The following is a 24,433-nucleotide window of genomic DNA, read 5'->3' on the forward strand; positions in this document are numbered from 1 at the left end:
TTATGCCAAAAAACGAAATAAAAAGGCCGGAGAATCTCCGGCCTGGGGTAATTTTTTATTTATTCAGTGCGGCCTGGAACACCGCCACTAACGCATCGTTTTGCGCCTGTGTCAGTACATGGCCTTTAGGATCAATAAATTGCAGGCTGGTCCGGTTGTCGAGGTCGCCAACCTGAACCTTGTAATCGCCGTTCGGCAATTCAGGATCTTTGGCACCTACGCTGTCCCAGGTGCTGCTGCCTGGCGACTTGTAGGTCACTTTCATGCTGCCAGTCGAACGCGTGCTGTCGGTCACTTCCATGCCAACACGATTCATGGCTGCCGGTAAACGCTGCCAGGCCACGTTGAACGGCGTACGCAGCACCAGCATTGGCAGACCGGTATCATCGGCACCGCTTTGCACGTCAATCGCACCGCTGACGCGGCCCGCTGCGGCGTTTTCATTTATGGTGGCGATCTTATCCATTCCGGCGGCGATATCATTCAGCATTTGTGCGGTATAACGCTGAACCTGCACCGGCGACGTCACGCTATTGCCTTCCTGCTGCAGTTCAAGCAGACGCACGGTCAGGACCTGCTGATAACTCTGCGACTGAACGCTGATTTGGTAACGGCCACGATACTGCTTATCTTCGTCCGCCCGGTTCCACTGTACCCAGTCGGTCGTCAGCTGCTGTCCGGCGTCATTACGGGAAGCGATCGGGAAGTTATTCGACTGTACAACGCCTACAACCTGGGACCAAATCGAGCCGCGGCTGTTATCAAACATCAGCACGCCGGTGTTATTGCTGAACTGCGCACGTGAGCCGTTCATCAGCGCCAGAGGCTGAGCAGGTGGGCGAATATCGAGCTGCTTGCCTACTGGTGCCTTACTGGTTGACGGTGGAATATCGTATTCGCCGTTCTGGACAGGCAGAATCATGCCCGACGGCGCTTTCAGTTCGCGCAGCCCGCTGGCCTGTAAGTAAGACTCATCACCGCTGACCTGACGTTTATAACGCTGATCGTTCGAACAGGCCGACAACAGCATCAGGGTGGAAAGCCCCACCACCGTTGCAACCGTTGACCGCTTTACTGAGTAATTCATTCAAACTCCCTAAATTATCGCAAACCCGCTTTCACCAGCGCCTGCTCCACTTTCGGCTGTGCAACCGCAGTCAGTGGCGTCATAGGCAGACGCAGCGTGTCATTAGCGATTAATCCTAGCTGTTTTGCCGCCCATTTAACCGGGATTGGATTAGGTTCACAGAAAAGCGTCTGGTGCAGGTGCATCAGACGCTGATTCAGACGGCGAGCTTCCACGAAATTACCCTGCTGTGCGAGCCTGCACAGCTCGGCCATTTCGCGTGCTGCTATGTTTGCCGTCACCGAAATGACGCCCTTGCCGCCCAGTTGCATAAAGTCCAGTGCGCTGGCATCGTCGCCGCTCACCAGGATGAACTCATCATTAACCAGCTCTTGGATCTGGCTGACACGCGATAAGTTCCCCGTTGCCTCTTTGATTCCGATAATATTTTTGATTTCAGCGAGGCGGGCAACGGTTTCCGGCAACATATCACAGCCGGTGCGCGAAGGTACGTTATACAGCATTTGCGGTAGGCTGGTACTGTCAGCAATCGCTTTAAAGTGCTGAAACAGGCCTTCCTGCGTCGGGCGATTGTAATAAGGCGTAACAGTGAGGCAACCAACAACACCCGAATTCTCAAAGCGTTTGGTCAGAGAGATACCTTCCGCAGTGGCGTTAGCACCGGTTCCGGCAATCACGGGAATACGCCCATCCGCCAGTTCCAGGGTTTGCAGCACCACATCACCGTGCTCGTCATGGCTCAGCGTGGCTGACTCGCCGGTGGTGCCGACGGAAACGATCGCCGCTGTACCGCTGGCGACATGGTAATCAATCAGTTTTTTCAAACTCGCACGGCAGACATTACCTTTGTCATCCATTGGCGTAACGAGTGCAACAATACTTCCCGTAAACATTGGCGATCCCCTCGACAAACAAGTGCTTCATGGTACGTTTTACACTTAGGGAAAAGCAAGCAAGCTCCGCCATTCCCGCGCTTGTCAGCAGTTTTTTTTATGTTTACCTTATGGTTATTAGCAAATGCACAGGGAATCCTATTTTGCCGCAATCTCAACCCCACCACCTGGTGATCACCGCTCTGGGTGTTGACCGCCCGGGTATCGTCAATACGATCACCCGCCACGTCAGCAGTTGCGGTTGCAACATCGAAGACAGTCGCCTTGCCATGCTCGGGGATGAATTTACGTTCATCATGCTGCTTTCCGGTAGCTGGAACGCGATTACGCTGATTGAGTCGACGCTGCCGCTGAAAGGCGCTGAGCTGGAGCTGCTGATCGTCATGAAACGTACCCATGCCACAGCCCGGCCGCCGATGGCGGATACCGCGTTTATTCAGGTCGAAGTGGCTGACTCGCCGCATATCATTGAGCGCTTTACGGATTTGACGGATAAGCACCAAATGAACATTGCGGAACTGGTGTCACGTATCCAGCCCGCCCAGCAGGATCGGCCCGCCACGCTGTATATTCAGATGACGGCGCACAGCCCAACGCGTAGCGATGGTCCGGCATTTGAACAGGCATTTAATGCACTGTGTCAGGAACTTAATGCCGAGGGCGCGTTACGCCTTTATAGCCTGAACGATGCCGATAACCGTGAACTGGTGATACCCGGCAGGTAAAGACGAGCGCCGCCTTGACTGTTCTGCTACGTTAAAAGTACGGTCAGGTGAGGAAATCGTCTGAAATTGATTATTTTCCATTTGGCAGTTTCTCGCCTCTTGGTGTATTAACCACAGCATGAACTCAAAATGGAGAGATGTGATGAATCCACTGAAAGCCGGTGATACCGCACCGAAATTTAGCTTGCCCGATCAGGATGGCGAACAAGTGAATTTAGCCGACTTCCAGGGGCAGCGCGTTCTGGTCTATTTCTATCCAAAAGCGATGACGCCGGGTTGTACCGTGCAGGCATGTGGTCTGCGTGACAACATGGATGAGCTGAAGAAAGCTGGCGTCGAGGTGCTGGGAATCAGCACAGATAAACCTGAAAAGCTGTCACGTTTTGCAGAAAAAGAGCTGCTTAACTTCACTCTGCTGTCGGACCAGGAGCATCAGGTTTGCGAGCAGTTTGGCGTCTGGGGTGAAAAAACCTTTATGGGTAAAACCTATGACGGCATCCATCGCATCAGCTTCCTGGTGGATGCGAATGGCAAAATCGAAAAGGTGTTCGACGACTTCAAAACGTCAAATCACCACGACATCGTGATGGACTATCTGAAATCAGCCTGATGTCTTCAGGGCGCGGCATCTACCGCGCCCTGAACGTTTAACGATTCAGCGTTTCATCCAGCGTGGCCTCAGGCCAGGCGTGCACCACCGCCTTGACCAGGGTTGCGAGCGGAATCGCAAAAAATACGCCCCAGAATCCCCACATCCCGCCAAAGATCACCACCGATAAGATGATAACCAGCGGATGAAGATTGACCGCCTCTGAGAACAAAATGGGCACCAGCACATTGCCGTCCAGCGCCTGAATCACCAGATAGACGGTAAGCAGCGTCCAGAACTCGCTATCCAGCCCCCACTGGAATAAGCCCACGCCAATAACCGGGATGGTCACCAGCATCGCGCCAATGTAAGGAATCAGAACTGAAACGCCCACCAGCACGGCCAACAGAAGCGAATAGTTGAGGCCGAGGAACATAAATGCCAGCCAACTGGCGATGCCCACGACCACCATCTCCAACACTTTGCCACGAATGTAGTTGGTGATTTGCTGGTTCATCTCCTGCCATACTTCACCCGCCAGCCCACGGTTACGCGGCAGGACGCGTCGCACGGCACTCAGCATCTGCTCTTTATCCTTCAGCAGAAAGAACACCATCAGCGGCACCAGCACCAGGTAAATCATCAGGGTCATTAATCCCACCAGCGATGCCAGGGAATACTTCACCAGAGAATCGCCCACGCCGCTGAGACGACCGCGTAGGTTCTCGACGATGACATCAATAATGCCGGCATCGACCAGGGCGGGAAAACGTCGCGGTAGCCCCGCCGCATACTGATAGAGTTTGTTCAGCATATTAGGCAGATCCCGCGTCAGGTTGATGCCCTGTTGCCAGGCCACGGGCGCGACGATCAAAACCAGAACCAGCAGAATTCCGGCAAACAGCACCAACACAATGCTGGTCGCCCAGCTACGCGTACAGCCAATGCGTTGTAGCCGTACCGTTGGCCATTCAAGCAGATAAGCCAGCACCACCGCCACCAGCAAGGGGGCCAGCAACCCGCTCAGGAAGAAAAGAATGCAGAACCCCGCCAGCAGAATCACCAGCAGGCCAATCGCCTGGGGATCGCTAAAACGGCGTTTGTACCATTGAATCAATAAAGCCAGCATGCCGTCAGGTCCATAAGGTCAGAAAGGGCCATGATTGTACCGGATATTCTGGTGCTGGAAAGACGTGAAAATCAGTCCGTGACCTGACAGGCGCTAGCGGATGATGAAAAACGGCACGCGGTGAAGGTGCGTGCCGTACCATTCTCCCCAGCCTCAGGCTTCCCGCCGTTGCGCGCTGGCAGGCGAATCGTCGCCGACGGGGTCATTATCTTCACCGCAGGCCAGCAACACGCCCGGCCTGCTGTGGGTCATTTTCAGGCGTCAGGCTTCATTCACCCAAATACGCATCTCCCCTTCTCCCCGGTTCGCCCAACAGAACCAGGGAATAAAGGTCAGCGTCTGGGTTTGCTGCGCGGCAGGGGCGTGATCGAAGTGCCACAGCGGCTGGCGTTCAGGATCGCTGGCGGTTTTTTTCACCCCTTCAGCCTGTATTAACACCTTATGCGCAAAAACACCGCGTCCCTGAATGGTGGTGAACGATGCCGACGCGGGCAGCCACAGATTGTGTAACTGCTCGCCGTTATCGGCCTGCTCCAGGCAGTACACCAGCGGGCCGCGTTGAACCGCCACCTTGCCCGCCACGTGACGTACTAACGGATTACCATAAACCCGGCGCACCGGCATCGGGAGCGTCAGGGTCAGCGTATCGCCCTCTTGCCACTGTCGCTCAATGTAGAGGTAACCCTTGCGGGCGCGATCGGTCACAGCGTCGCCGTTACAGCTTACCTGCGGCGCCTCACACCAGTCAGGCAGACGTAACGCCAGCGTATGTTGCACAGGCTGCGCGACATCGACGCTGATGGTGACCTTTTCATCCCAGGGGAAATTACCGCTTATGCTAATGCCCAAAGTATGCTCACCGACCGGTATTTCAACCCGGTTGCCGACATAGAGATTGATATAAAGCGCATCCTCGCGTGGCGTATAAATATAGTGGCCGAGTGAGGTCAGCACACGGGCAATGTTCGGTGGACAGCAGGCACAACCGAACCAGCGCTGACGCACAGGTTTCACATGATCGTAGATATGATTAAAACTGAGGGTTTTCGGGTGCACCTCCAGCGGATTGACGTAGAAGAAGTGTTTCCCGTCCAGCGCCATGCCGCCCAGTACCGTATTATACAGCGCGCGTTCCATCACGTCGGCGTACTGGCTGTCGGCTTCCATTTCCAGCATACGTCTGGCAAACATCATCAGGCCAATGGACGCGCAGCTTTCGGCATAAACCGTGTCATTAGGTAAATCGTAATCGCTACTGAATGCTTCACCGCTGCCCTGGGAGCCGATGCCACCGGTAATATACAGCTGCCGCTGCGCCATGTTGTGCCACAGCCGCAGGCAGTCCTGACGTTTTTCTTCGTCCTGGCTCAGGCGCGCAAGGTGCGCCACGCCGGTCATCAGATAAACGAACCGCACAGCATGCCCCACCGCGTGCTGCTGTTCTGCAAGGGGTTGATGCGCCTGGCTGTAAGCCTTGTCCTTCACCATCCAGGCCGGGCCATAGGTATTCCAGTAGGAGGTCTGCCCGCGCTTCTCGTACTCAATATCATAGAAGTGAGGCTGCGTTCCCCGCTGCGCGACAAAATAATCTACCAGCGCCATATAGCGAGGGTCCTGGGTCACTTCATACAGCCGCATCAATGCCAGCTCGATCTCCGGATGGCCTGGGTAGCCGTGCAGCTGATTTTCGCCGGGGCCAAACATGCTGTCGATGTGATCGGCAAGCTTGCACACCACCTCAAGTAAACGGCGTTTACCTGTCGCCTGGTAAAACGCCACGCCCGCCTCAATCATGTGTCCGGCGCAATACAACTCATGGCATTCGGCAAGATTCGTCCAGCGATCTTCCGGCGCTTTCACCGTGAAGTAGGTATTGAGATAACCATCCTCGCACTGCGCCGCCGCCACCAGTTCAATCACCTCATCCGCCGTCTTTTCCAGTTCTGCATCAGGCTTCTGGCAAAGTGACCAGGCCACGGCTTCCAGCCATTTCGCGACATCGCTGTCCTGGAAGACCATGCCATAAAATTCCCCTTCCTGCTGGCCAGCCGCGATACGAAAGTTTTCGATGGCATGGCTGGGATCGGCTTCGTCGATCCGATCGTTAAGCGCCTCCCATTGATAAGGAATGACCACCTCCCGCACCAGTCGTTGATACTGACCGAGAAAGGGATCGTGAATCGTCAGCTTATGCAGATCGACTTCATTGACAGACATTTTACTCTCCTCAGGACGGGACATGGCGAATTCGCAGGTCGCTGGAAATCTGCGCCATCATCGGGTTATTGAGCTTGCAGGCGCGGATGGCGAATAGCAGCAGCAGATGAAACAGGGCAGGCAACAACGTTTCCATTGCGGTAATGCCCTGCAAGGATGCCGGTGTCTGATGCGTAATTCCTGGCTTGTAAGCCACCAGGATAAACAGCAGGCTGATAATGACGCCGCTGGAGGCCCAGGCAAGTTTAATAAAGAACAGGTTAAACGCGAAATTCATGCCCGATGAGCGGACGCCGTTTTTCCATTCACCGTAGTCATCGGCAAAGGCCATCAGGGCAAAGTGCAGCGGGAGCGTGAACCCCAGAATGACGCCGTTGGCGAGGATCACCACCAGCCATAATACCTGCCATGACGGCCCCACCGGCAGGAACCACATCATGACCGCCAGCACGGCAAGCACACAATTGGTCCAGTAGTAGAGCCGGACGGTGTCGATGTGTTTTGCCAGCGGATTAACGATGACCGCACCTAAGATAGAGGCTAAGGTCACCATGGTAAAAAACAGCGAAGTGTAGGCGGTGCTGCCCTGTAACACATAGGTGATGAAGTACATGTAGCCGCCGCCACGGATATTGAACACGTTAATCAGCAAAAACGACATCACCAGCATCAGTAACAGCTGATCGTTTTTACGCAGCCCGGCCATATGTTCGCGCAGGGTAAACTTGCCCAGGCTGTCCAGCGGTACGCGCTCGCGAACCCAGAAGAAGCAGCACAGGAACATCACGACCGCCAGAGCGCACAAAATGCCGACGCCAGACTGATAGCCGAGTGCCGCATTCCCCTTACCTAAGACAGAAACCAGCCACGGCAGCCCTACCGAGACCAGAAATCCGGCCACGCCGCACAGCACAAACCGCCATGACTGGCACGCCAGCACTTCTGTGTGGCGGGTGGTCATGGTGTTAATCAGCGCGCAATAGGGCACATTAATGGCGGTATAGCTGACGGAAAGCAGCAGGTAGGTGGCAAACGCCCAGACGATTTTCATGTCCATGCTGACGGCGGGCACCGTGAACGTCAGCACACCAATGATGCCAATGGGGACAGCGACCCACAGCTGCCAGGGACGGAAACGTCCCCATCGGCTATGCGTACGGTCGGCAATCACGCCCATCACCGGATCGGATATCGCATCAAACACGCGCAGCGCCATAAACAGGGTGCCGACCAGCGCAGGTGTTAAGCCAAAGACATCGGTGTAGAAAAACGTCAGAAAGTTCATGATCAGGCAGGTGATCACCGTGCCGCCGGCGTCTCCCAGCCCGTAACCTATTTTTTCACGCAGGGACAGCGCACTCTGCGTCGCCGACTGGCTAAGATCGGCCTGAGCGATGGTGGTAGAAGTCATAAAAACGCCTCATGCAGGACAGAGAGGATGACCCGCTTTCTGGCGGGCTTATTGGTGTTTTAGCGCCTTACCCGATGTATTCTGTCAGGAATCCGTTAACCAACAAGAGCACAAAAAAGTATAAAAACGGGGTAATTCCGACCTGTGAAGCAAACTGTGAAGTGGATCAGATACATTCGTGGTTTTTTGTTAATAATCATAGACAAAGGTGATTATCAGGGTTGTCGCAGCGGGAAAATGAATAATGATGTTCGAATTATCCATAGCGTTTCCGGTTCGGGTGCAAAATGGCGGGCTGTTTATTTCACGCGGTGTCGGCACACATCCGGCACGCAGGCTGACCTCGTGGGAGATCATCTTCGTTGAGCGCGGTCAGTTAACCATTCGTGAGGATGACGTGCCGTATAGCGTGCAGGCGGGCGAAAGCCTGCTGCTCAGGCCCGGGCATTTGCATGTGGGTGAAGGGATTTTTCCGGCGGATCTGAAATTTTACTGGCTGCATTTTGACTGGTTGAAACAGCCGAAGCCTCAACATGGATTACACCAGGCACTGCTGCATCTTCCCCAGAATACCCGCGTTGGCGATCCGGCCTATATCATCGCCCTGTTCAGGCAGTTCCTCAGCGAGCAGGAAAACATTCACCGGAGCGTCGCACTGGAATGTATTTTACTGCTGATCCTCCAGCAGCTCGCCGCTCCTGCCCTGCATGAGAACGTCGTTGACAGCCCCGGCGTTGACCTGGCCTGGAAAGCGAACCAGCTCATTCGTACCCAGTATCACCTGCCGCTTTCGACCTCCGCACTGGCAAAAATGCTGCATTGCAATGCGGATTATCTGGGACGCGTTTACCGGCGCGTATTTCGCCTGACGCTGACGGAAGCCATCCACCGACAGCGCGTCTTAATGGCAGAAAAATTGCTGATCGGCGACAAGCTGCCGCTAACCGAGGTGGCGCGCCAGTGTGGGTTCAATGATGTGGGCTATTTTCGCCAGATATTCCGCAAGCACACCGGCTTAACGCCCGCCAGCTGGAAGCGGCGCTACTGCCGGGAACATATCAATTCCTGATGATTCGCCACGGCCCGCGCGGGATTTCACTGCACGGGCGAAGCGCCAGGTCTGCCGACGCGGTTAACGATTAAGACGCTTTAACGCGTTTCGCGACCACGGTGCAGTTGCGTCCGGTGTTTTTAGCCTGATACAGAGCATCATCGGCCCGCTTCAGGCTGCTTTCCAGTGGCAACCGGCGCGCGTCCCATTCGGCCACACCGATGGATATGGTGATATGACCGACTTCCTCAATCTCTTTTTCCGCGATGCTGTTCCGAATCCGCTCGGCCGTGGCCTCTGCTTCTTTCAGGGAGGTATTCGGCAGCAGCATTAAAAACTCTTCGCCACCGTTACGGCTGACCACGTCCGACTGCCGGGCGCTCTGCCGTAGCGCCTGCGCCACCTGCTGAATCACCCGATCGCCAACATCGTGTCCCCAGTTATCGTTTACGCTTTTAAAATGGTCGATATCCAGAGCCAGGACGGCGAAAGGCTGGCGTATGCTCTGGTAATAATCGAGTACCGCGTTCAGCCCGCGCCGGTTCAGTAACAGGGTCAGTGAATCGGTCTGTGCTTCGGAGCTCAGGCGACCGATTTTATCCTGCACCAGACCAATGCCGGTGAGTAGCGCCCGTTTTACCTGCGCGGCCTCAAAGTACCATGCGCGAATGCCGCCAATTTCATAAGTGGCACTTGAGGCATCAATTTTGCTGGCCTTGCGGGCCAACTGCCAGAGCGGCATGGCGATCATCCGCGCCAGAATAACCGCCACCAGCAAGGTCAGCAGCGCAAAGGGCACAGAACGTTTCAGGACTTTCAGGAGCAGGCCCGACAGCGGTTGCAGCGTGACGTCGACAGGCTTCAGTGCCACCACCATCCAGCCGGTCGTCGGGACGATGGCGTAACCCGCCAGCCGGGTCGGTTTGTCGGTCTCGGTCAAGACCAGCGAGCCATTATCTTTTTCCTGGCGCTCACGTTCGCTCATCAACGGCGGCATAATTTTGCCGACCATTTGACGATTCTGGTGATACAGCACCTGGTTATTACTGTCGAGAACAAACACGCTGGTGCCGTCACGATAAAACTGTTCACCCAGCAGCGCGTTCAGAATACTTTTCTTTTTAAGGTAAATCGTGCCGCCAATATAACCCAGATAGCGTCCCTGGTTATTCCAGATCGGCCATGAGACAAAAATAAGCAGGTTATTCGCAGCGGAAACCGTCGGTTTGCTAATTAACGGCTGTCGGGTTTGCAGCGCTTCGCGGGCCGCATCGCTGGTCAGATGCATCCCCGTTAAGGTAAGGGATTCAGGTGATATCGCCTGAACGTTGCCGTTTTCATCCACCACGGCGACAGAGTTGAAACTGTCGGTCTGTTCACGTAAACGGTTAACTTCCGCTTTGAGCAGTGACGCATTATTGAAATCTTTTCCCAGTACATTGGCACTAAAGTGCAGTTGAGACTGCGCCAGACGGAAAAAAACCTCACTGGTGGAGGCCAACTTGGCCGCATACGCGCGGTTGGCTTCCAGCGTGCTGTCAATCAGCACCATGCGTTGCACGCGCCAGGTCGCATATAAATTATTGGCAAGCGTGATGACAATACTGGTAATTACCAGCAGCGCAATAAGCGTGCGTAAGTCCGCCCGGGGACGGAAATTAATTAGCATGGCGTGGACGCCACAGTGCAAAGATTCATTTTGCTGTGCCTGGCTCTGTTGTTTTTATGGTAATAGCGGTCCTACTGCGTGTAAGTCTACACGCTGTAGGACAATTTGAGCAGGTTTAAGCGCGGCATTCACCAAAAAGTCAGCCTGTACGGCCTTTAATCGATTAAACCGTTTTGGTCATAAAAAGGCCAGGGCCCGTCATAGTCACCAATGGCACATTGATGCGTCGTCATTCCCTGCTGTGGATGCCAGCGATGGAGCAAAAATCCGGCCGGTTCCAGCACAAAATTTGCAGGCCCATCCGGTTGCAGATCCAGCGCAACCTGATGGGAGACGCCAGGCGCAATACAGGCCAGCGTACCGGCAAAGCGCGTCTGAATGGCGCGATGCACATGACCGCACAGCACGCGTTCTGTCTGCGGATGGCGGGCAATAATCGCCGCCAGTGCGTCGGGATCGCGTAATCGCTGGCGATCCATATGATCGATCCCGCAGGCAAACGGCGGATGATGCAGCATCACCAGCGTGGGCACGCTCGGTGACGCGGTCAGTGCTGCATCCAGCCAGCTAAGCTGCTGCTCATCAAGCTGGCCCCACGGTTGCTGCGGCACGCTGGAGTCGAGCGCCAGCAGTTGAATGCCCTTCACCTCCTGCCGCCAGTTGAGCGTTGGCCCCTGCTGCAAATAAGGATGATCGGGAAACGCCGCCCTCAATGCCTGGCGATCGTCATGATTGCCCGCCATCAGATAAAACGGCAGATCCAGCGTTGCCAGCGCCTGCCGTAACGTCTGATACTCTGCCGCCGTGCCAAAATCCACCAGGTCACCGGTTATTACCACGGCATCGGGCCGTGGCCTAAGCCCATTCAGGGTGTTAATCGCCCGTAGCAGGGCGTTATAGGTATCGACCTTTTTATACGACAGACGACCGTGGGCTTTAATATGCAAGTCGCTGATTTGCGCAATCAGCGTAGGTTCAACAGACAAACGTTGTCTCCTTAAACAGTAAATTCAAGCGCGGCCTGCTCAGCCAGCGACCAGCTGACGCGCTGCCCGGCGTGCCAGGTTTCCCGTGCGTGTCGCTCTACCTGAATCGGCTTGTCCAGCCCGATATCGATCATCAAACGTTGGGATGCACCGAGAAAGGTGCTGGCAACGATATAACCGTGCTGTGCATAGCGGCCTTCGTCTGCCAGCAGCACATCCTCTGGGCGACAAAAACGCAGCGGATGGCCCTGCTCATCACGTGCGATACAGTTAATCGCGCCAACGAAATCCGCCACAAAGCGAGAGGCCGGACGCTGATAGATGGCCTGCGGCGTGTCGATCTGCACCAGGCGTCCCTGTTCCATGACGGCAATACGATCGCCCAGCGCCATGGCTTCCTGCTGATCGTGGGTCACGTACACGGCGGTGATAGCCAGTTTTTTTAACAGGCTCCCGATTTCCAGACGCAGACGCTCGCGCAGTTTGGCATCCAGCGCAGCCAGCGGCTCGTCAAACAGCAGCACTTTAGGCCGTGCCGCCAGCGCTCTTGCCAGCGCCACGCGCTGTTTCTGCCCGCCGGAGAGCTTGTCGATATGACGTTGGGCCAGGGAAGTGAGATCGACCAGTTCCAGCATTTCCTCAACACGCGCCTCTCGCTCGTGGCGCGGGATGCCCTGCACTTTCAAGCCATAAGCCACGTTCTGTGCCACGTTCAGCGTGGGGAACAGAGCGTAGTTTTGAAAGACCATTCCCACGTTACGTTTCTCGACAGGCAGGTCGGTCACGTTGCGATCGTCAAACCAGACTTCACCCGGCGCATCGGTGCTCTCCAGGCCGCTGATAATGCGTAACGTGGTCGTTTTGCCGCAGCCGGATGGGCCCAGCAACACCAGGGTTTCGCCTGACCGCACGCTCAGATCGAGCGGATGGAGCGCCTGGTGATGATTAAAGCGGCGTGCGCAGCCGCGCAGCGTCACGTTTACAGCTTCAAGGATCATGCTTTCTCCTCCCTGTGTTGCTGACGAGACTGGCGTTCAAGCCAGTGATTACAGGCGTTGAGCATCAGCAACAGTGGTAAAATCATTAAAATAAAGATCAAGGTATAGGCCGACCCCACTTCCAGCCGCATTGAGGCATAGCTGTCGGCCAGGCCCACGGGCAGGGTTTTGGTGAGTGGCGTATGTAACATCCAGGTAATGTTAAATTCGCCTACCGATAGCGTGATCACCATAAAGGCTCCGGCGAGAATGCCGTTGCGGCAGTTAGGCACCACCACGGTGAAAAAGCGACGCCAGAAGCCCGCCCCCAGGCTGGCGGCAGCCTCTTCAAGGCGCGGTAGCTGAATAGCCTGCATCACCGCCAGCACCGGTCGAATCATAAACGGCAGCGTAAAAAGGACGTGGCCGATCAAGATAAAAACCCAGCTGTCACGCAGGCTGCTGAACTGACCGTACAGCAGGATAATGCCCAGTGCGGTGGCCAGGCCCGGTAGCGCTACCGGCAACATCAGGCACTCTTCAATGCGCGATGACCAGCGCGACGGCGATTTCAGTAAGCCCCAGGCGGCTGGCACGCCGATCACCAGGGTCACCGCCAGACAGCTGACGGCGATTAACAGTGACAGCCAAAAGGTGTCGCTGTACATCTCCCAAACCTGTTCCACCCATTTCAGCGTCAGTCCGCTGCGCAGACCAACAAAGTAGTTCTGCGTCACGCCCGCCAGCATCGACAGGATGACCGGAACAATCATGAACAGAGCAGTCAGCGTGGTAATGGCGATTTGCAGGTAAAATAAACCACGACGTTTCATGACGACGTCTCCTGGCGGGATTGGGTGAGCACCCGCGCCAGCATTAAGCCTGCCCAGGCGACGGCTCCCATGACCACCGACAGCGCCGCAGCGGTGGCAAAGTTCGCGTAGTTGGTAAATTCGCCATAGATGGTGAGCGGAAGGACACTCAGGTCAGTTCCCAGAGTAAATGCGGTGCCGAATGCGCCCATGCTGGTGGCAAAGCAGAGCGCACCGCTGGAGAGCAGTGCCGGTTTAAGCCCCGGCACAATCACATCCCAGACAATGCGCCACTGGCTGGCACCTAACGAACGGGCCGCCTCTTCCAGCGAGCGATCCAGTTTTTCGCTGGCGGCCACTAATGTCACTATGGCGCGCGGCAGTGAAAAGTAGAGATAACCAATGAACAGCCCGGTCAGTGAATAGGCCAGCGTCCAGCGCTCGTCAAACAGGCGCAGGCTGATCTGGGCCAGAACGCCCTGCCGTCCCGCCAGCATCACCACTAAAAACCCCACCACCACGCCAGGAAAAGCCAGGGGAAAGGTCAGCAGTGCCAGCAACGTTCCGCGCCCGGTGAAGCGCTGGCGGGCCAGAAAGCAGCCCACCACAGTGGCGATGACCAACGTCAATAGCGTGACCGACAGCGACAACAGTACGGTATTCACCAGGCTTTGCAGATATTGCGGCTGGGTAAGCACCGTCCAGTAACCACTGTGCTGGGTGCTGCGATCTGGCGTCATACCCATCTGTAATAAACGGGCGAAAGGCAACAGCCAGAACGCGGCAAAAAACAGTAACGCAGGCAGCAGCATCCATGGCCAGTTAGCCCCCTGCTCGCGTCGGCGTGACCGGCGGCGCGAAGCCACCGGTAAATCGCGGCGGGCGTCAGACGGTGCCATTACCGAATCTCACTCAGGTAACGGGCAGAGAAGGCTTTCTGTGCATCGGCCATCTGCTGGTAGTCCACAGTGTGCGCACGGGCGTAATCACTGTCTGGCAGAAAGTGCGTTTTAGCCTCAGCAGACATGGCCGAAGGACGCACCGGACGCAGATAGGCATTGGCCCAAATCGCCTGACCTTTATCAGACAGCACATAGTCCATGACTTTTTTGCCGTTGGCGGCATGGGGCGCGTTTTTCACCAGGCTGATGACGTAAGGCACCGTGACCGTTCCTTCCTGTGGGATCACAAATGCCACATTGGCATGGTCTTTATATTTGGCGCGATAGGCATTGAAGTCGTAATCCAGCAGAATCGGGATCTCACCGGAGATAAGACGCGCGTAGGCGGTCTGCTTAGGCACGATAGGCTTGTTCGCCTGTAACTTTTTGAACCAGGTCAGGGCTGGGGTGAAATCCTGCATGCTGCCCCCTTTCGCCTGGTTTACCGCCACGGCGGCAACATAACCGACAAACGCACTGGCCGGATCGAGATAGCCCACCATGCCTTTGTATTCTGGTTTCAGCAGATCGTCCCAGGATTTGGGAATGGGCGCGCCGCCCAGGGCATCCACATTCACCATAAAGCCCATCGTGCCGGAGTGCAGTGCAACCCATTTCCCCTCCGGATCTTTCATGCCTGTCGGCACCTGATCCCAGTTGGCTGGCTTGTAGTCAGCAATCACGCCTGCCTGCGCCGCCTGGATACCGAAGCTGACGCCGTAGTACACCACGTCGGCAACCGGATTACCTTTCTCGGCAACCAACTGCGCCAGAGCCTGTCCTGAGTTCTTGTTATCCTGCGGCACCACGATACCGGTGTCTTTTTTGATGGCCTGCAGCTCGGTGGCCCAGTCCGCCCATTCGGGTGGACAGTTGTAGCAGATAGCATTTTCAGCCGCCTGCACCAGCGGGCTGGAAAATGCGCAGGCGGTAAAGAATGCCGCCCTGGCAAGCAGCGTGATTTTATTGTGTGTAGACATGATGGTTCCCTGATGTTGACGAGTGAAATACGGTCGCGATGCTCTCGCCTGTACGCAGCCGGTGGTCCAGCAGGCGCGAGTCATCGTGAGAAGGTTGGAGAAGCATATCGATTGCGCAGGCACCCAATTGATCGCTGGGCTGCACTACGCTGGCGAGTGATGGCGAAAGCTGTTCGCCAATGGCAATGCCATCAAACCCCATGACCGACAGCTGTTGCGGCACCTGAATGCCTGCACGTGCCGCCGCGCCAATCAGGCTGATCGCCAGCAAATCGTTACTGCAAATCACGGCGGTCAGCGGGTCAGGGCCGTAGATCAGCGGTAAAAGCGGATCGAATCGGGATTGGATATGACTTGGCATGTCAATCAGCCCACGAGGGGCGAATCCCGCCTGCTGCATGGCATCGCAATAGCCCAGATAACGCTGGCGTGCACGGTCAGACTGCAACATCGGCCCTGCCGCCATGGCGATATGCTGATGGCCCAGCGCAATCAGATGTGCCGTGGCTTCCGCCATCGCGCGGCGGTTATCCACGTACACACAGCGCCAGTTTTGGTTTTGCGGGACGTTATGCGCCAGCACAAAGGGCATGTGCGCCGCTGCCAGCGTCGGTAATACGCTGCTGCTGTCCGCGTCGGACACGGTCAACACCAGGCCCGCGACGCGCTGACGCAGCATATGTTCGACAATGGCCGCTTCGCGTTCTGGCTGGTAATCCGTCGTTGCCACCAGCAGGCCATAGCCCGCCAGCCGCGCCTGTTGCTCCATGGCCTCAAGCTGTAAGGTAAATACCGGGTTACTGAGTGAAGGAAGTAAAACCCCCAGCGTGGTGGAGTGTTGCGTGCGAAGCTGGCGTGCAATATGGTTCGGTCTGAACCCCAGCTGTTCCGACGCATCCAGCACTTTTTTCAGGGTGCCAGGCTTGAGCAGATGGGGATCGGAAAAGGCACGGGCCGCGGTTGCTCGCGAAACGCCTGCCAGTACCGCCACACTGATTAAATCACTCATCTCACCCTCGTTTATCCGTAATGAGATCGATCTCATTGCTGCGTAAACTAACGGCGTTGTGTGACACGAACATCACGGCAAGATGACGTTGTGGTGACAGCAGCCCAAAATGCCGCCAACACGTCGCAGCCTGGGAAAGGCAACGTCCTGATTTTGCTGTAAGGCGCGGTGGCCTTGCTGGAGAGAGCCGGCATGAAGCCGGGAAGGAAACGTTCGGCGCGCAAGAACCGTGCGTCATTGCCGGGGCACGGAATAGAGATGCTGCCCGAGCTTTGCCCCTTCGTCGCCTCAGCTGAGAGGGATGATCATCGCCACGTCGGTGTCTTTACTCAGCCCGCTGACAGGCCAGCGTTGTGCATCCGTATGACGTTCTGTCGCCCACCGTGACCTCACAGGTCGCGTTTTACGCACAATCCCCTGCACCTGCTGCCACTGCGCCATTTCATTCTTCCCCACCAGTGGTTAAGATACGAAGAAGGCACCAATATTGACGTAAAAAAAGAACATTTCCGCTGCTTACCTGGCTAAATCAGGGATTCATTACAGGATAAAGGCATGTTGAACCGGTTAAAAAAGACGCTGATTGCGACGCTGCTCCCTGCACTGACATTATCCTGCCCGTTAACCTCGCACGCAGATATCAGTGACTCATTGCCGGATATGGGGACAACGGCAGCCTCGACCTTGTCGATTAATCAGGAACTGCAGATGGGCGACTTCTACGTCCGCCAGCTCCGCGCCAGCGCCCCGCTGATTAACGATCCCTTACTGAATCAGTACATCAACCAACTCGGGCAGCGCCTGGTTTCACATGCGGACGGGGTTAAAACGCCTTTCCACTTTTTTCTGATTCAGAACGATGAGCTCAACGCGTTCGCCTTTTTTGGCGGTAATGTGGTGCTGCACGCGGCCCTGTTCCGTTTTACGGATAATGAGAGCCAGCTGGCGTCGGTGATGGCCCATGAAATTTCCCACGTCACGCAACGCCATCTGGCGCGCGCGATGGAAGATCAAAAACGCAATGCGCCGCTGACCTGGGTGGGCGCTCTTGGCTCCATTTTACTGGCAATGGCCAGCCCGCAGATGGGGATGGCGGCACTCAGCGGCACGCTGGCAGGCACACAGCAGGGAATTATTAGCTTTACCCAGAACAATGAGCAGGAAGCGGATCGCATCGGTATTCAGGTGTTGCAGCGCGCGGGGTTTGATCCCCAAGCCATGCCTAACTTCCTACAAAAACTGGCTGATCAGAGCCGTTTCTCTTCAAAACCGCCTGAAATACTGTTAACGCACCCGCTGCCTGACAGCCGCCTTGCCGATGCGCGCAACCGTGCCAACCAGATGCGTCCGGTGGTCGTGCAGTCGTCACAAGACTTCTATCTGGCCAAAGTGCGGTCATTAGGCATGTATTCGACGGGCCGCAACCAGTTGACGGACGATTTGCTCACGCAATATGCCAACGGTAATTCTCGCGAACAGCTCGCCTCACAGTACGGTAAAGCCGTGCAGTTTCTTCAGGCCAAAAGCTATGGCGAGGCGAAAAAGATCGTGGCGCCCCTGCTGGCTAAACAGCCTGAAAATGTCTGGCTGCTGGATCTGATGACGGACATTGATATCGGCCTGAACCAGCCGCAGCAGGCAATAGCTATGCTGACCGCCACGCAGGCGGCAAAAACCAGCCCGGTCGTGCAGCTAAACCTCGCTAACGCTTATGTGGAAGCGAAACAGCCCGCGAATGCCAGCCGCATCCTGAACCGCTATACCTGGACACATAAAGATGATACCAACGGGTGGGATCTGCTGGCTCAGGCCTCAGCACAGCAGGGACAGACAGATGAAGAACTCTTTGCCCGCGCCGAAAGTCTGGCGTTGAACGGCCAGCTCGATCAGGCCATTAGTGCCCTGAGCCGTGCCAGTGCACAGGTGCCGCTCGGCAGTCTGAAACAGGCCCGATACGATGCCCGCATCGATCAGTTGCGTCAGCTTCAGCAACGCTTTAAGCAGTATCAAAAAGGATAACAGGATGGTGACGCTTTATCATAATCCGCGCTGCAGCAAGAGCCGGGAAACCCTGGCGCTACTGGAGCAACAGGGTATTCACCCGACAATCGTGCGTTATCTGGACACACCGCCCGATCGCCAGACCCTGCAAATCCTGCTGCAGAAACTGGGTATGCAAAGCGCGCGTGAGTTGATGCGCCACAAAGAGCCATTATATGCGGCGCTGGGGCTGGATCGGCCAGAAATCGGGGAAAGCGCGTTGCTGGACGCCCTGCTGGAACATCCCAAATTGATCGAGCGACCCATTGTGGTTAACGGCGATCGCGCCCGACTGGGACGTCCGCCGGAAGCGGTGCTGGAGATTATTTAGAGACCGAGGGTTTCTTTCACGAAGGGAATCGTCAGCTTACGCTGGGCGCTGATCGACGCACTGTCCAGGCGATCCAGCGTATCAAACAGGGTACGCATTTCACGATCGAGCCGCTTCAGCAAAAACCGACCAACGTCTTCGGGCAGTTCAAATCCCCGCAATCCGGCACGCAGCTGTAAAGCCTGTAACTTATCTTCATCGGAAAGCGGCTGTAGACGATAAATTTGCCCCCAGTCGAGGCGGGATGCCAGGTCGGGCAAATGCAAATTAAGCTGACGCGGTGGGCGATCGCCGGTAATAAATAACCGGGTATTGCCGGTTTCCAGGATGCGGTTATAGAGATCGAAAATCGCCATTTCCCATGCTTCGTCTCCCGCAATACATTGAATATTGTCGATGCAAACCAGCGGCAGTTGCTCCATGCCTTCCAGCACTTCCGGGACAAACCAGGTGCGTTTATCAAGCGGCACATAGCCCACGGCTTCGCCGCGTGCGGACATTTCAGCGCAGGCGGCGTGCAGCAGATGGCTGCGACCGCCCCCTTCACGAGACCAGAAATAGAGATAGCTGCCATGCTGCTGGCTAAGCGCACCCTTAATCGCGGCAATGAGCGACGGGTTTTCACCCGGCCAGAAGCTGGCGAAGGTTTCGTCGTCAGGTAAATAGAGTGGCAATGACAATTGTGCCGGCGTGTTCAGAAGCACCTCAGCAAGAGAACAAGCAAAAATCGGGGCAAGTCTATCATAGTTTTTAACCAGAGATGAATCGGGCATCCCTGCCCGCGTATTGACGTCTAGCTGCGCGATGACGACTCGGGGTTATCTTCTGCATCCAGAATCACTTCTTCCGGACGCAGTACGGAAATCACCCGAAAGATTAAGGACAGCGCAACGCCGACGAGTGTTGCCAGCGCCATGCCTTTTAGCTCGGCAGCACCGATATGCACTTTCGCCCCGCTAACGCCAATAATCAGGATAACCGAGGTCAGGATCAGGTTTTGCGCCTTGTTGTAATCCACTTTAGATTCAATCAATACGCGAATACCGGACGCACCGATAACCCCATACAGCAGCAAGGACACGCCGCCCATAACGGGCACCGGAATCGCCTGAATCGCGGCCGCCAGTTTGCCCACGCAGGAAAGTAAAATAGCGAAAATGGCCGCGCCGCCAATCACCCAGGTACTGTAAACGCGGGTAATCGCCATCACGCCGATGTTTTCGCCGTAGGTTGTGTTGGGCGTTGATCCAAAGAAACCTGAAATGACCGTCGATAAGCCGTTGGCGAACATCGAACGATGCAATCCGGGATCGCGCACCAGATCTCTTTTCACGATATTCGCCGTGACCACCAGGTGGCCTACATGCTCGGCGATGACCACCAGAGCAGCAGGCAGAATGGTCAGCATGGCAATCCACTCAAAGCGCGGCGTATAAAAGGTTGGTAAGGCAAACCAGGGCGCATGTTCAACGCCGCTCCAGTCCACGATGCCCATGAATGCGGAAAGCGCGTAACCCACCAGCACACCGATCAGAATCGGAATGATGGCCATAAAACCACGGAACAAGACCGAACCAAACACGGTGACGGCCAGGGTGACGACGGAAATCAAGACGGTTGTGCCGTCCGGCGACTGGCCTTCGGCAGGAAGCAGTCCGGCCATATTCGCGGCTACGCCAGCCAGTTCCAGACCAATGACGGCCACGATGGCGCCCATCGCCGCAGGCGGGAACATCACATCCAGCCAGCCTGTCCCGGCTTTTTTAACGATCAGCGCAACCAGGCAGAACAACACACCACACATAATAAAACCGCCCAGCGCCACTTCATAGCCCAGCGGCAGCAGCAGCAAGACGGGCGAAATAAAAGCAAAGCTCGATCCCAGATAAGCCGGGATTTTTCCTTTACAAATAAACAGATACAACAAGGTGCCAATACCGTTAAACAGCAATACCGTCGCCGGATTGATGTGGAACAGAATCGGTACTAATACCGTAGCGCCAAACATGGCAAACAGATGTTGCAGGCTGAGCGGAATGGTTTGCAGTAATGGCGGCCGTTCGCTAACGCCGATAGCGCGACGAGTCATTAAAAGTCCCCTTGAGTTAATCGTCTGTTTTTAGATAAAAAAAAGCCGACTCTGTGGTCGGCTAATTCATTTGATGGTCTGTTACGACAGAAAAAAGCGGCCCGGCCTGCTGCTGCAGGCTGAAAACACCGTGATGCGTGGAGCCGCGCATTTTCGTCATTACTTGGTGCCGAAGATTTTATCGCCAGCATCACCCAGACCCGGGATGATATAGCCTTTGTCGTTGAGTCCCTGATCCACAGAAGCGGTGTAAAGCTCAACATCCGGATGCGCTTTTTCCAGCGCGGCAATGCCTTCAGGCGCAGCGACCAGCACCAGCACTTTTATGCTGCTACAGCCCGCTTTCTTTAACAGATCGATCGTGGCGATCATCGAGCCGCCTGTGGCCAGCATCGGGTCAACCACTAATGCCAGGCGCTCTTCAATATTTGAAACCAGCTTCTGGAAATAAGGTACTGGCTCCAGGGTTTCTTCGTCACGGTAAACGCCCACGACGCTGATGCGCGCGCTGGGAACGTGTTCAAGCACCCCTTCCATCATGCCCAGACCGGCACGCAGAATAGGCACCACGGTGATTTTTTTACCTTTGATTTGATCAACCTGAACCGGGCCATTCCAGCCCTCAATTGTCACCTTTTCGGTTTCCAGGTCGGCGGTGGCTTCATAGGTCAGCAGACTGCCAACTTCAGAGGCCAGCTCGCGGAAACGCTTTGTACTGATATCATGCTCACGCATCAGTCCCAGTTTATGTTTGACCAGCGGGTGTTTAACTTCCACGATCTTCATTGTTGTTCTCCCGGAGTGAGTTGAGCTAAAAAAAATCGCCGGATTATACCGCCTTTTCGCCCCTGCGCCACATGTGCTTGCGCAATCAAATGCATTTTGTCAGGACAAAGTAAGGATTAATGAAAATCGCCAGGGACGCAATCTGAGACTCGCAAACGTTTGCCTGCGCTGGTAGAATTGCCGCGCTTTATATTAAACCACCAACCGCAACTCGCGTGGGGACCTCGCAGTGACCGATAAGACCTCTCTCAGTTACAAAGACGCCGGTGTTGATATTGATGCTGGTAACGCTCTGGTTGACCGTATTAAAGGCGTAGTGAAAAAGACGCGTCGCCCGGAAGTAATGGGTGGACTGGGCGGTTTCGGTGCGCTTTGTGCGCTGCCGCAAAAATACCGTGAACCCGTGCTGGTCTCCGGCACCGACGGCGTAGGTACCAAACTGCGTCTGGCGATGGATCTCAAGCGCCACGATGCCATCGGCATTGACCTGGTGGCGATGTGTGTCAACGACCTGGTGGTACAAGGCGCTGAACCGCTCTTCTTCCTGGATTATTACGCCACCGGCAAACTGGATGTGGATACCGCTTCCGCCGTTATCACCGGTATCGCCGAGGGTTGCCTGCAGTCAGGCTGTGCACTGGTGGGCGGTGAAACCGCTGAAATGCCAGGCATGTATCATGGCGAAGACTACGACGTGGCTGGCTTTTGCGTGGGCGTGGTTGAGAAGTCAGACATCATTGATGGCAGCAAAGTGCAGGATGGCGATGTCCTGATCGCATTAGGTTCCAGCGGCCCGCACTCCAATGGTTATTCACTGGTGCGCAAAATTCTGGAAGTCAGTGGTACCGATCCGCTGGTGGAACAGCTGGAAGGCAAACCGCTTGCCGATCATCTGCTTGAGCCAACCCGTATCTACGTTAAGAACATCCTGAGCCTAATCGAACAGGTCGATGTTCACGCTATCGCTCACCTTACCGGTGGCGGTTTCTGGGAAAATATCCCACGCGTGCTGCCCGATAACACCCAGGCCGTGATTGACGAGAACAGCTGGCAGTGGCCCGCCGTGTTTAGCTGGATGCAGCAGGCCGGTAATGTCAGCCGTCATGAAATGTATCGCACGTTCAACTGTGGCGTCGGTATGGTGATTGCACTGAGCCCTGCCGATGCGGATAACGCCGTTGAACTGATGCGCGCCGCTGGTGAAAATGCCTGGAAAATTGGCGTGATTAACGCATCAGAAGCGGAAGAGCGTGTGGTCATCACGTCATGAAAAAGCTGGTTGTGCTGATTTCCGGCAACGGAAGCAATCTTCAGTCCATCCTTGACGCCTGTGCAAACGGGCGTATTCACGGCAGCGTCGCTGCCGTATTCAGTAATAACGCTTCCGCCTACGGCTTAGTGCGCGCCTCGCTCGCCGGGATTCCGGCGACCGCGCTGAATCCCCGTGATTTCAGCGATCGTGAACATTTTGATCGGCAGCTTATGCATGAGATCGATGCTTATGCCCCGGACGTCGTCGTGCTGGCCGGTTATATGCGCATTTTAAGCCATGCTTTTGTGGCGCATTACGCTGACCGCCTGCTGAATATTCACCCGTCGCTTCTGCCCAAATATCCCGGTCTGCATACTCACCGCCAGGCGCTGGAAAACGGCGATGCTGAACACGGCACCTCTGTGCATTTCGTGACGGATGAGCTGGACGGTGGGCCGGTGATTCTACAGGCAAAGGTGCCGGTTTTTGCGGAAGACAGTGAAGCGGACATTACCGAGCGCGTACAACATCAGGAACATGCCATTTATCCACTGGTGATTAGCTGGTTTGTTGAAGGCCGCCTGGCTATGCATGATGGTAAGGCCTGGCTGGATGGTAAACCATTGCCCCCTCAGGGTTATGCACACGAGTAACTCATAGGGAGCCTGGCTCCCTGCACCTGTCAGCCATACCGCCCGGTAATATAATCTTCCGTTCGCCGCACCTTCGGCGCAGTGAAAATGCGGTCGGTGTCATCAAATTCGACCAACGCGCCATTGTGCATAAAGGCGGTGTAGTCCGACACCCGTGAAGCCTGCTGCATATTGTGGGTGACCAGCACCAACGTGAAGTGCTGTTTCAGGGTGCTCATCAGTTCCTCAATCACCAGCGTTGAAATCGGGTCCAGGGCGGATGTCGGCTCATCCAGCAACAGCACGTCCGGCTCAATCGCGATAGCACGCGCAATCACTAACCTTTGCTGCTGACCGGTGGAGAGCGTCAGGGCATTCTGTGCCAGTTGATCTTTCACTTCCCCCCATAACGCCGCCGCCCGCAGTGCTCGTTCACAGGCCTCGTTCAGCACCCGCTTATCGCGCACGCCCTGTAAGCGCAGCCCATAAACCACGTTTTCGTAAACCGACTTCGGAAAAGGATTGGGCCGCTGGAACACCATCCCAACACGGCGGCGTAGCGCGGAACGATCCTGAGTGGGCCGCATAATCGACTGCTGCTCAAGCAAAATGTCCCCGTCGACACGACAATTGTCGATCACATCATTCATGCGGTTAAAACACCGCAGCAGCGTTGATTTGCCACAGCCGGAGGGACCGATTAATGCGGTAATCCGGTTTTTAGGCAGTTGCAGGGAGATATCATGAAGCACCTGGCGCTCACCGTACCAAAGTGAAAGATGATCAACGGTTAGCGCAATATCAGTTTCGGGCATTGTAGTCATCGT

24 protein-coding genes are annotated in these 24,433 nt (G+C 55.6%); 7 read left to right on the forward strand and 17 right to left on the reverse strand.

Annotated features, from left to right (window positions below; all coding sequences use genetic code 11):
* Positions 1-55: 55 nt before the first annotated feature.
* Positions 56-1,087, reverse strand: a complete 1,032-nt coding sequence (gene bamC / locus FBY13_RS09945) for an outer membrane protein assembly factor BamC (RefSeq protein WP_109717566.1) — start codon at positions 1,085-1,087, stop codon at positions 56-58.
* Positions 1,088-1,101: 14 nt separating this feature from the next.
* A complete protein-coding gene (gene dapA, locus FBY13_RS09950) occupies positions 1,102-1,980 on the reverse strand; it encodes a 4-hydroxy-tetrahydrodipicolinate synthase (RefSeq protein ID WP_063880525.1) in 879 nt (292 codons plus the stop codon).
* Positions 1,981-2,090: 110 nt separating this feature from the next.
* Between dapA and FBY13_RS09955 the strand changes: the two genes are divergently transcribed.
* Positions 2,091-2,705 (forward strand): glycine cleavage system transcriptional repressor, encoded by a 615-nt coding sequence (locus tag FBY13_RS09955; protein WP_306278027.1) that lies wholly within the window; start codon positions 2,091-2,093, stop codon positions 2,703-2,705.
* Between the two features lie 142 nt (positions 2,706-2,847).
* Entirely contained in the window at positions 2,848-3,315 is a 468-nt protein-coding gene (bcp, locus tag FBY13_RS09960) for a thioredoxin-dependent thiol peroxidase (protein ID WP_014605294.1), read from the forward strand.
* Between the two features lie 37 nt (positions 3,316-3,352).
* Here the strand turns inward: bcp and FBY13_RS09965 are convergent, their stop codons facing one another.
* The 3 genes from FBY13_RS09965 to FBY13_RS09975 form a co-directional block, all read right to left on the reverse strand.
* Positions 3,353-4,423, reverse strand: a complete 1,071-nt coding sequence (locus FBY13_RS09965; RefSeq protein ID WP_063880527.1) for an AI-2E family transporter — start codon at positions 4,421-4,423, stop codon at positions 3,353-3,355.
* A gap of 261 nt (positions 4,424-4,684) precedes the next feature.
* The gene (locus FBY13_RS09970) at positions 4,685-6,640 is read right to left on the reverse strand and encodes a glycoside hydrolase family 127 protein (protein WP_145394062.1); all 1,956 of its coding nucleotides are present in this window, start codon (positions 6,638-6,640) and stop codon (positions 4,685-4,687) included.
* A gap of 10 nt (positions 6,641-6,650) precedes the next feature.
* Positions 6,651-8,051 (reverse strand): MFS transporter, encoded by a 1,401-nt coding sequence (locus FBY13_RS09975; RefSeq protein ID WP_145394063.1) that lies wholly within the window; start codon positions 8,049-8,051, stop codon positions 6,651-6,653.
* 247 nt (positions 8,052-8,298) lie between these two features.
* Here FBY13_RS09975 and FBY13_RS09985 point away from each other — a divergent pair, with 247 nt between their 5' ends.
* A complete protein-coding gene (locus FBY13_RS09985) occupies positions 8,299-9,120 on the forward strand; it encodes an AraC family transcriptional regulator (RefSeq protein WP_145394080.1) in 822 nt (273 codons plus the stop codon).
* A 70-nt stretch (positions 9,121-9,190) separates the two neighbouring features.
* Here the strand turns inward: FBY13_RS09985 and FBY13_RS09990 are convergent, their stop codons facing one another.
* From FBY13_RS09990 to FBY13_RS23435, 8 genes are all read right to left on the reverse strand, one after another.
* Complete coding sequence (locus tag FBY13_RS09990) at positions 9,191-10,771, reverse strand: sensor domain-containing diguanylate cyclase (protein ID WP_063880530.1); 1,581 nt, start codon at positions 10,769-10,771, stop codon at positions 9,191-9,193.
* A 155-nt stretch (positions 10,772-10,926) separates the two neighbouring features.
* Entirely contained in the window at positions 10,927-11,757 is an 831-nt protein-coding gene (locus FBY13_RS09995) for a phosphodiesterase (protein ID WP_063880531.1), read from the reverse strand.
* Positions 11,758-11,768: 11 nt separating this feature from the next.
* Positions 11,769-12,755, reverse strand: coding sequence for an ABC transporter ATP-binding protein (locus FBY13_RS10000; RefSeq protein ID WP_109717559.1), 987 nt, complete (start codon positions 12,753-12,755; stop codon positions 11,769-11,771).
* The gene (locus FBY13_RS10005) at positions 12,752-13,567 is read right to left on the reverse strand and encodes an ABC transporter permease (RefSeq protein ID WP_096012838.1); all 816 of its coding nucleotides are present in this window, start codon (positions 13,565-13,567) and stop codon (positions 12,752-12,754) included. Before FBY13_RS10005 ends, FBY13_RS10000 begins: the two co-directional genes overlap by 4 nt.
* Entirely contained in the window at positions 13,564-14,445 is an 882-nt protein-coding gene (locus FBY13_RS10010) for an ABC transporter permease (protein ID WP_109717558.1), read from the reverse strand. Before FBY13_RS10010 ends, FBY13_RS10005 begins: the two co-directional genes overlap by 4 nt.
* A complete protein-coding gene (locus tag FBY13_RS10015; RefSeq protein ID WP_096012836.1) occupies positions 14,445-15,467 on the reverse strand; it encodes an ABC transporter substrate-binding protein in 1,023 nt (340 codons plus the stop codon). Before FBY13_RS10015 ends, FBY13_RS10010 begins: the two co-directional genes overlap by 1 nt.
* Positions 15,451-16,476, reverse strand: a complete 1,026-nt coding sequence (locus FBY13_RS10020; RefSeq protein ID WP_145394065.1) for a substrate-binding domain-containing protein — start codon at positions 16,474-16,476, stop codon at positions 15,451-15,453. The genes FBY13_RS10015 and FBY13_RS10020 overlap by 17 nt, the downstream gene beginning before the upstream one ends.
* 288 nt (positions 16,477-16,764) lie before the next feature.
* A complete protein-coding gene (locus FBY13_RS23435) occupies positions 16,765-16,917 on the reverse strand; it encodes a hypothetical protein (RefSeq protein WP_186440809.1) in 153 nt (50 codons plus the stop codon).
* Between the two features lie 114 nt (positions 16,918-17,031).
* On the opposite strand from FBY13_RS23435, the gene FBY13_RS10025 reads away from it, so the two are divergent.
* The gene (locus tag FBY13_RS10025; protein WP_096012834.1) at positions 17,032-18,495 is read left to right on the forward strand and encodes a M48 family metallopeptidase; all 1,464 of its coding nucleotides are present in this window, start codon (positions 17,032-17,034) and stop codon (positions 18,493-18,495) included.
* A 4-nt stretch (positions 18,496-18,499) separates the two neighbouring features.
* Positions 18,500-18,847, forward strand: a complete 348-nt coding sequence (gene arsC / locus FBY13_RS10030) for an arsenate reductase (glutaredoxin) (RefSeq protein ID WP_145394066.1) — start codon at positions 18,500-18,502, stop codon at positions 18,845-18,847.
* Here arsC and hda read toward each other — a convergent pair.
* From hda to upp, 3 genes are all read right to left on the reverse strand, one after another.
* Positions 18,844-19,545, reverse strand: coding sequence for a DnaA inactivator Hda (gene hda, locus FBY13_RS10035; RefSeq protein WP_216639872.1), 702 nt, complete (start codon positions 19,543-19,545; stop codon positions 18,844-18,846). The two genes, arsC and hda, sit on opposite strands and share 4 nt — an antisense overlap.
* Positions 19,546-19,640: 95 nt before the next feature.
* Positions 19,641-20,936, reverse strand: coding sequence for a uracil permease (gene uraA, locus FBY13_RS10040; protein WP_096012832.1), 1,296 nt, complete (start codon positions 20,934-20,936; stop codon positions 19,641-19,643).
* Between the two features lie 159 nt (positions 20,937-21,095).
* Positions 21,096-21,722: a uracil phosphoribosyltransferase gene (gene upp / locus FBY13_RS10045; RefSeq protein ID WP_013026702.1), complete on the reverse strand. Its 627-nt coding sequence runs from the start codon at positions 21,720-21,722 to the stop codon at positions 21,096-21,098.
* Between the two features lie 229 nt (positions 21,723-21,951).
* Between upp and purM the strand changes: the two genes are divergently transcribed.
* A complete protein-coding gene (gene purM / locus FBY13_RS10050; RefSeq protein ID WP_096012831.1) occupies positions 21,952-22,992 on the forward strand; it encodes a phosphoribosylformylglycinamidine cyclo-ligase in 1,041 nt (346 codons plus the stop codon).
* Complete coding sequence (gene purN, locus FBY13_RS10055; RefSeq protein ID WP_145394067.1) at positions 22,989-23,627, forward strand: phosphoribosylglycinamide formyltransferase; 639 nt, start codon at positions 22,989-22,991, stop codon at positions 23,625-23,627. The genes purM and purN overlap by 4 nt, the downstream gene beginning before the upstream one ends.
* Before the next feature lie 29 nt (positions 23,628-23,656).
* Here purN and pstB read toward each other — a convergent pair whose 3' ends face one another.
* A complete protein-coding gene (gene pstB / locus FBY13_RS10060) occupies positions 23,657-24,430 on the reverse strand; it encodes a phosphate ABC transporter ATP-binding protein PstB (protein WP_063880543.1) in 774 nt (257 codons plus the stop codon).
* Positions 24,431-24,433 lie beyond the last annotated feature (3 nt).

The organism is Pantoea sp. SJZ147, assembly GCF_007828605.1.
GTDB classification, from domain to species: domain Bacteria; phylum Pseudomonadota; class Gammaproteobacteria; order Enterobacterales; family Enterobacteriaceae; genus Pantoea; species Pantoea allii.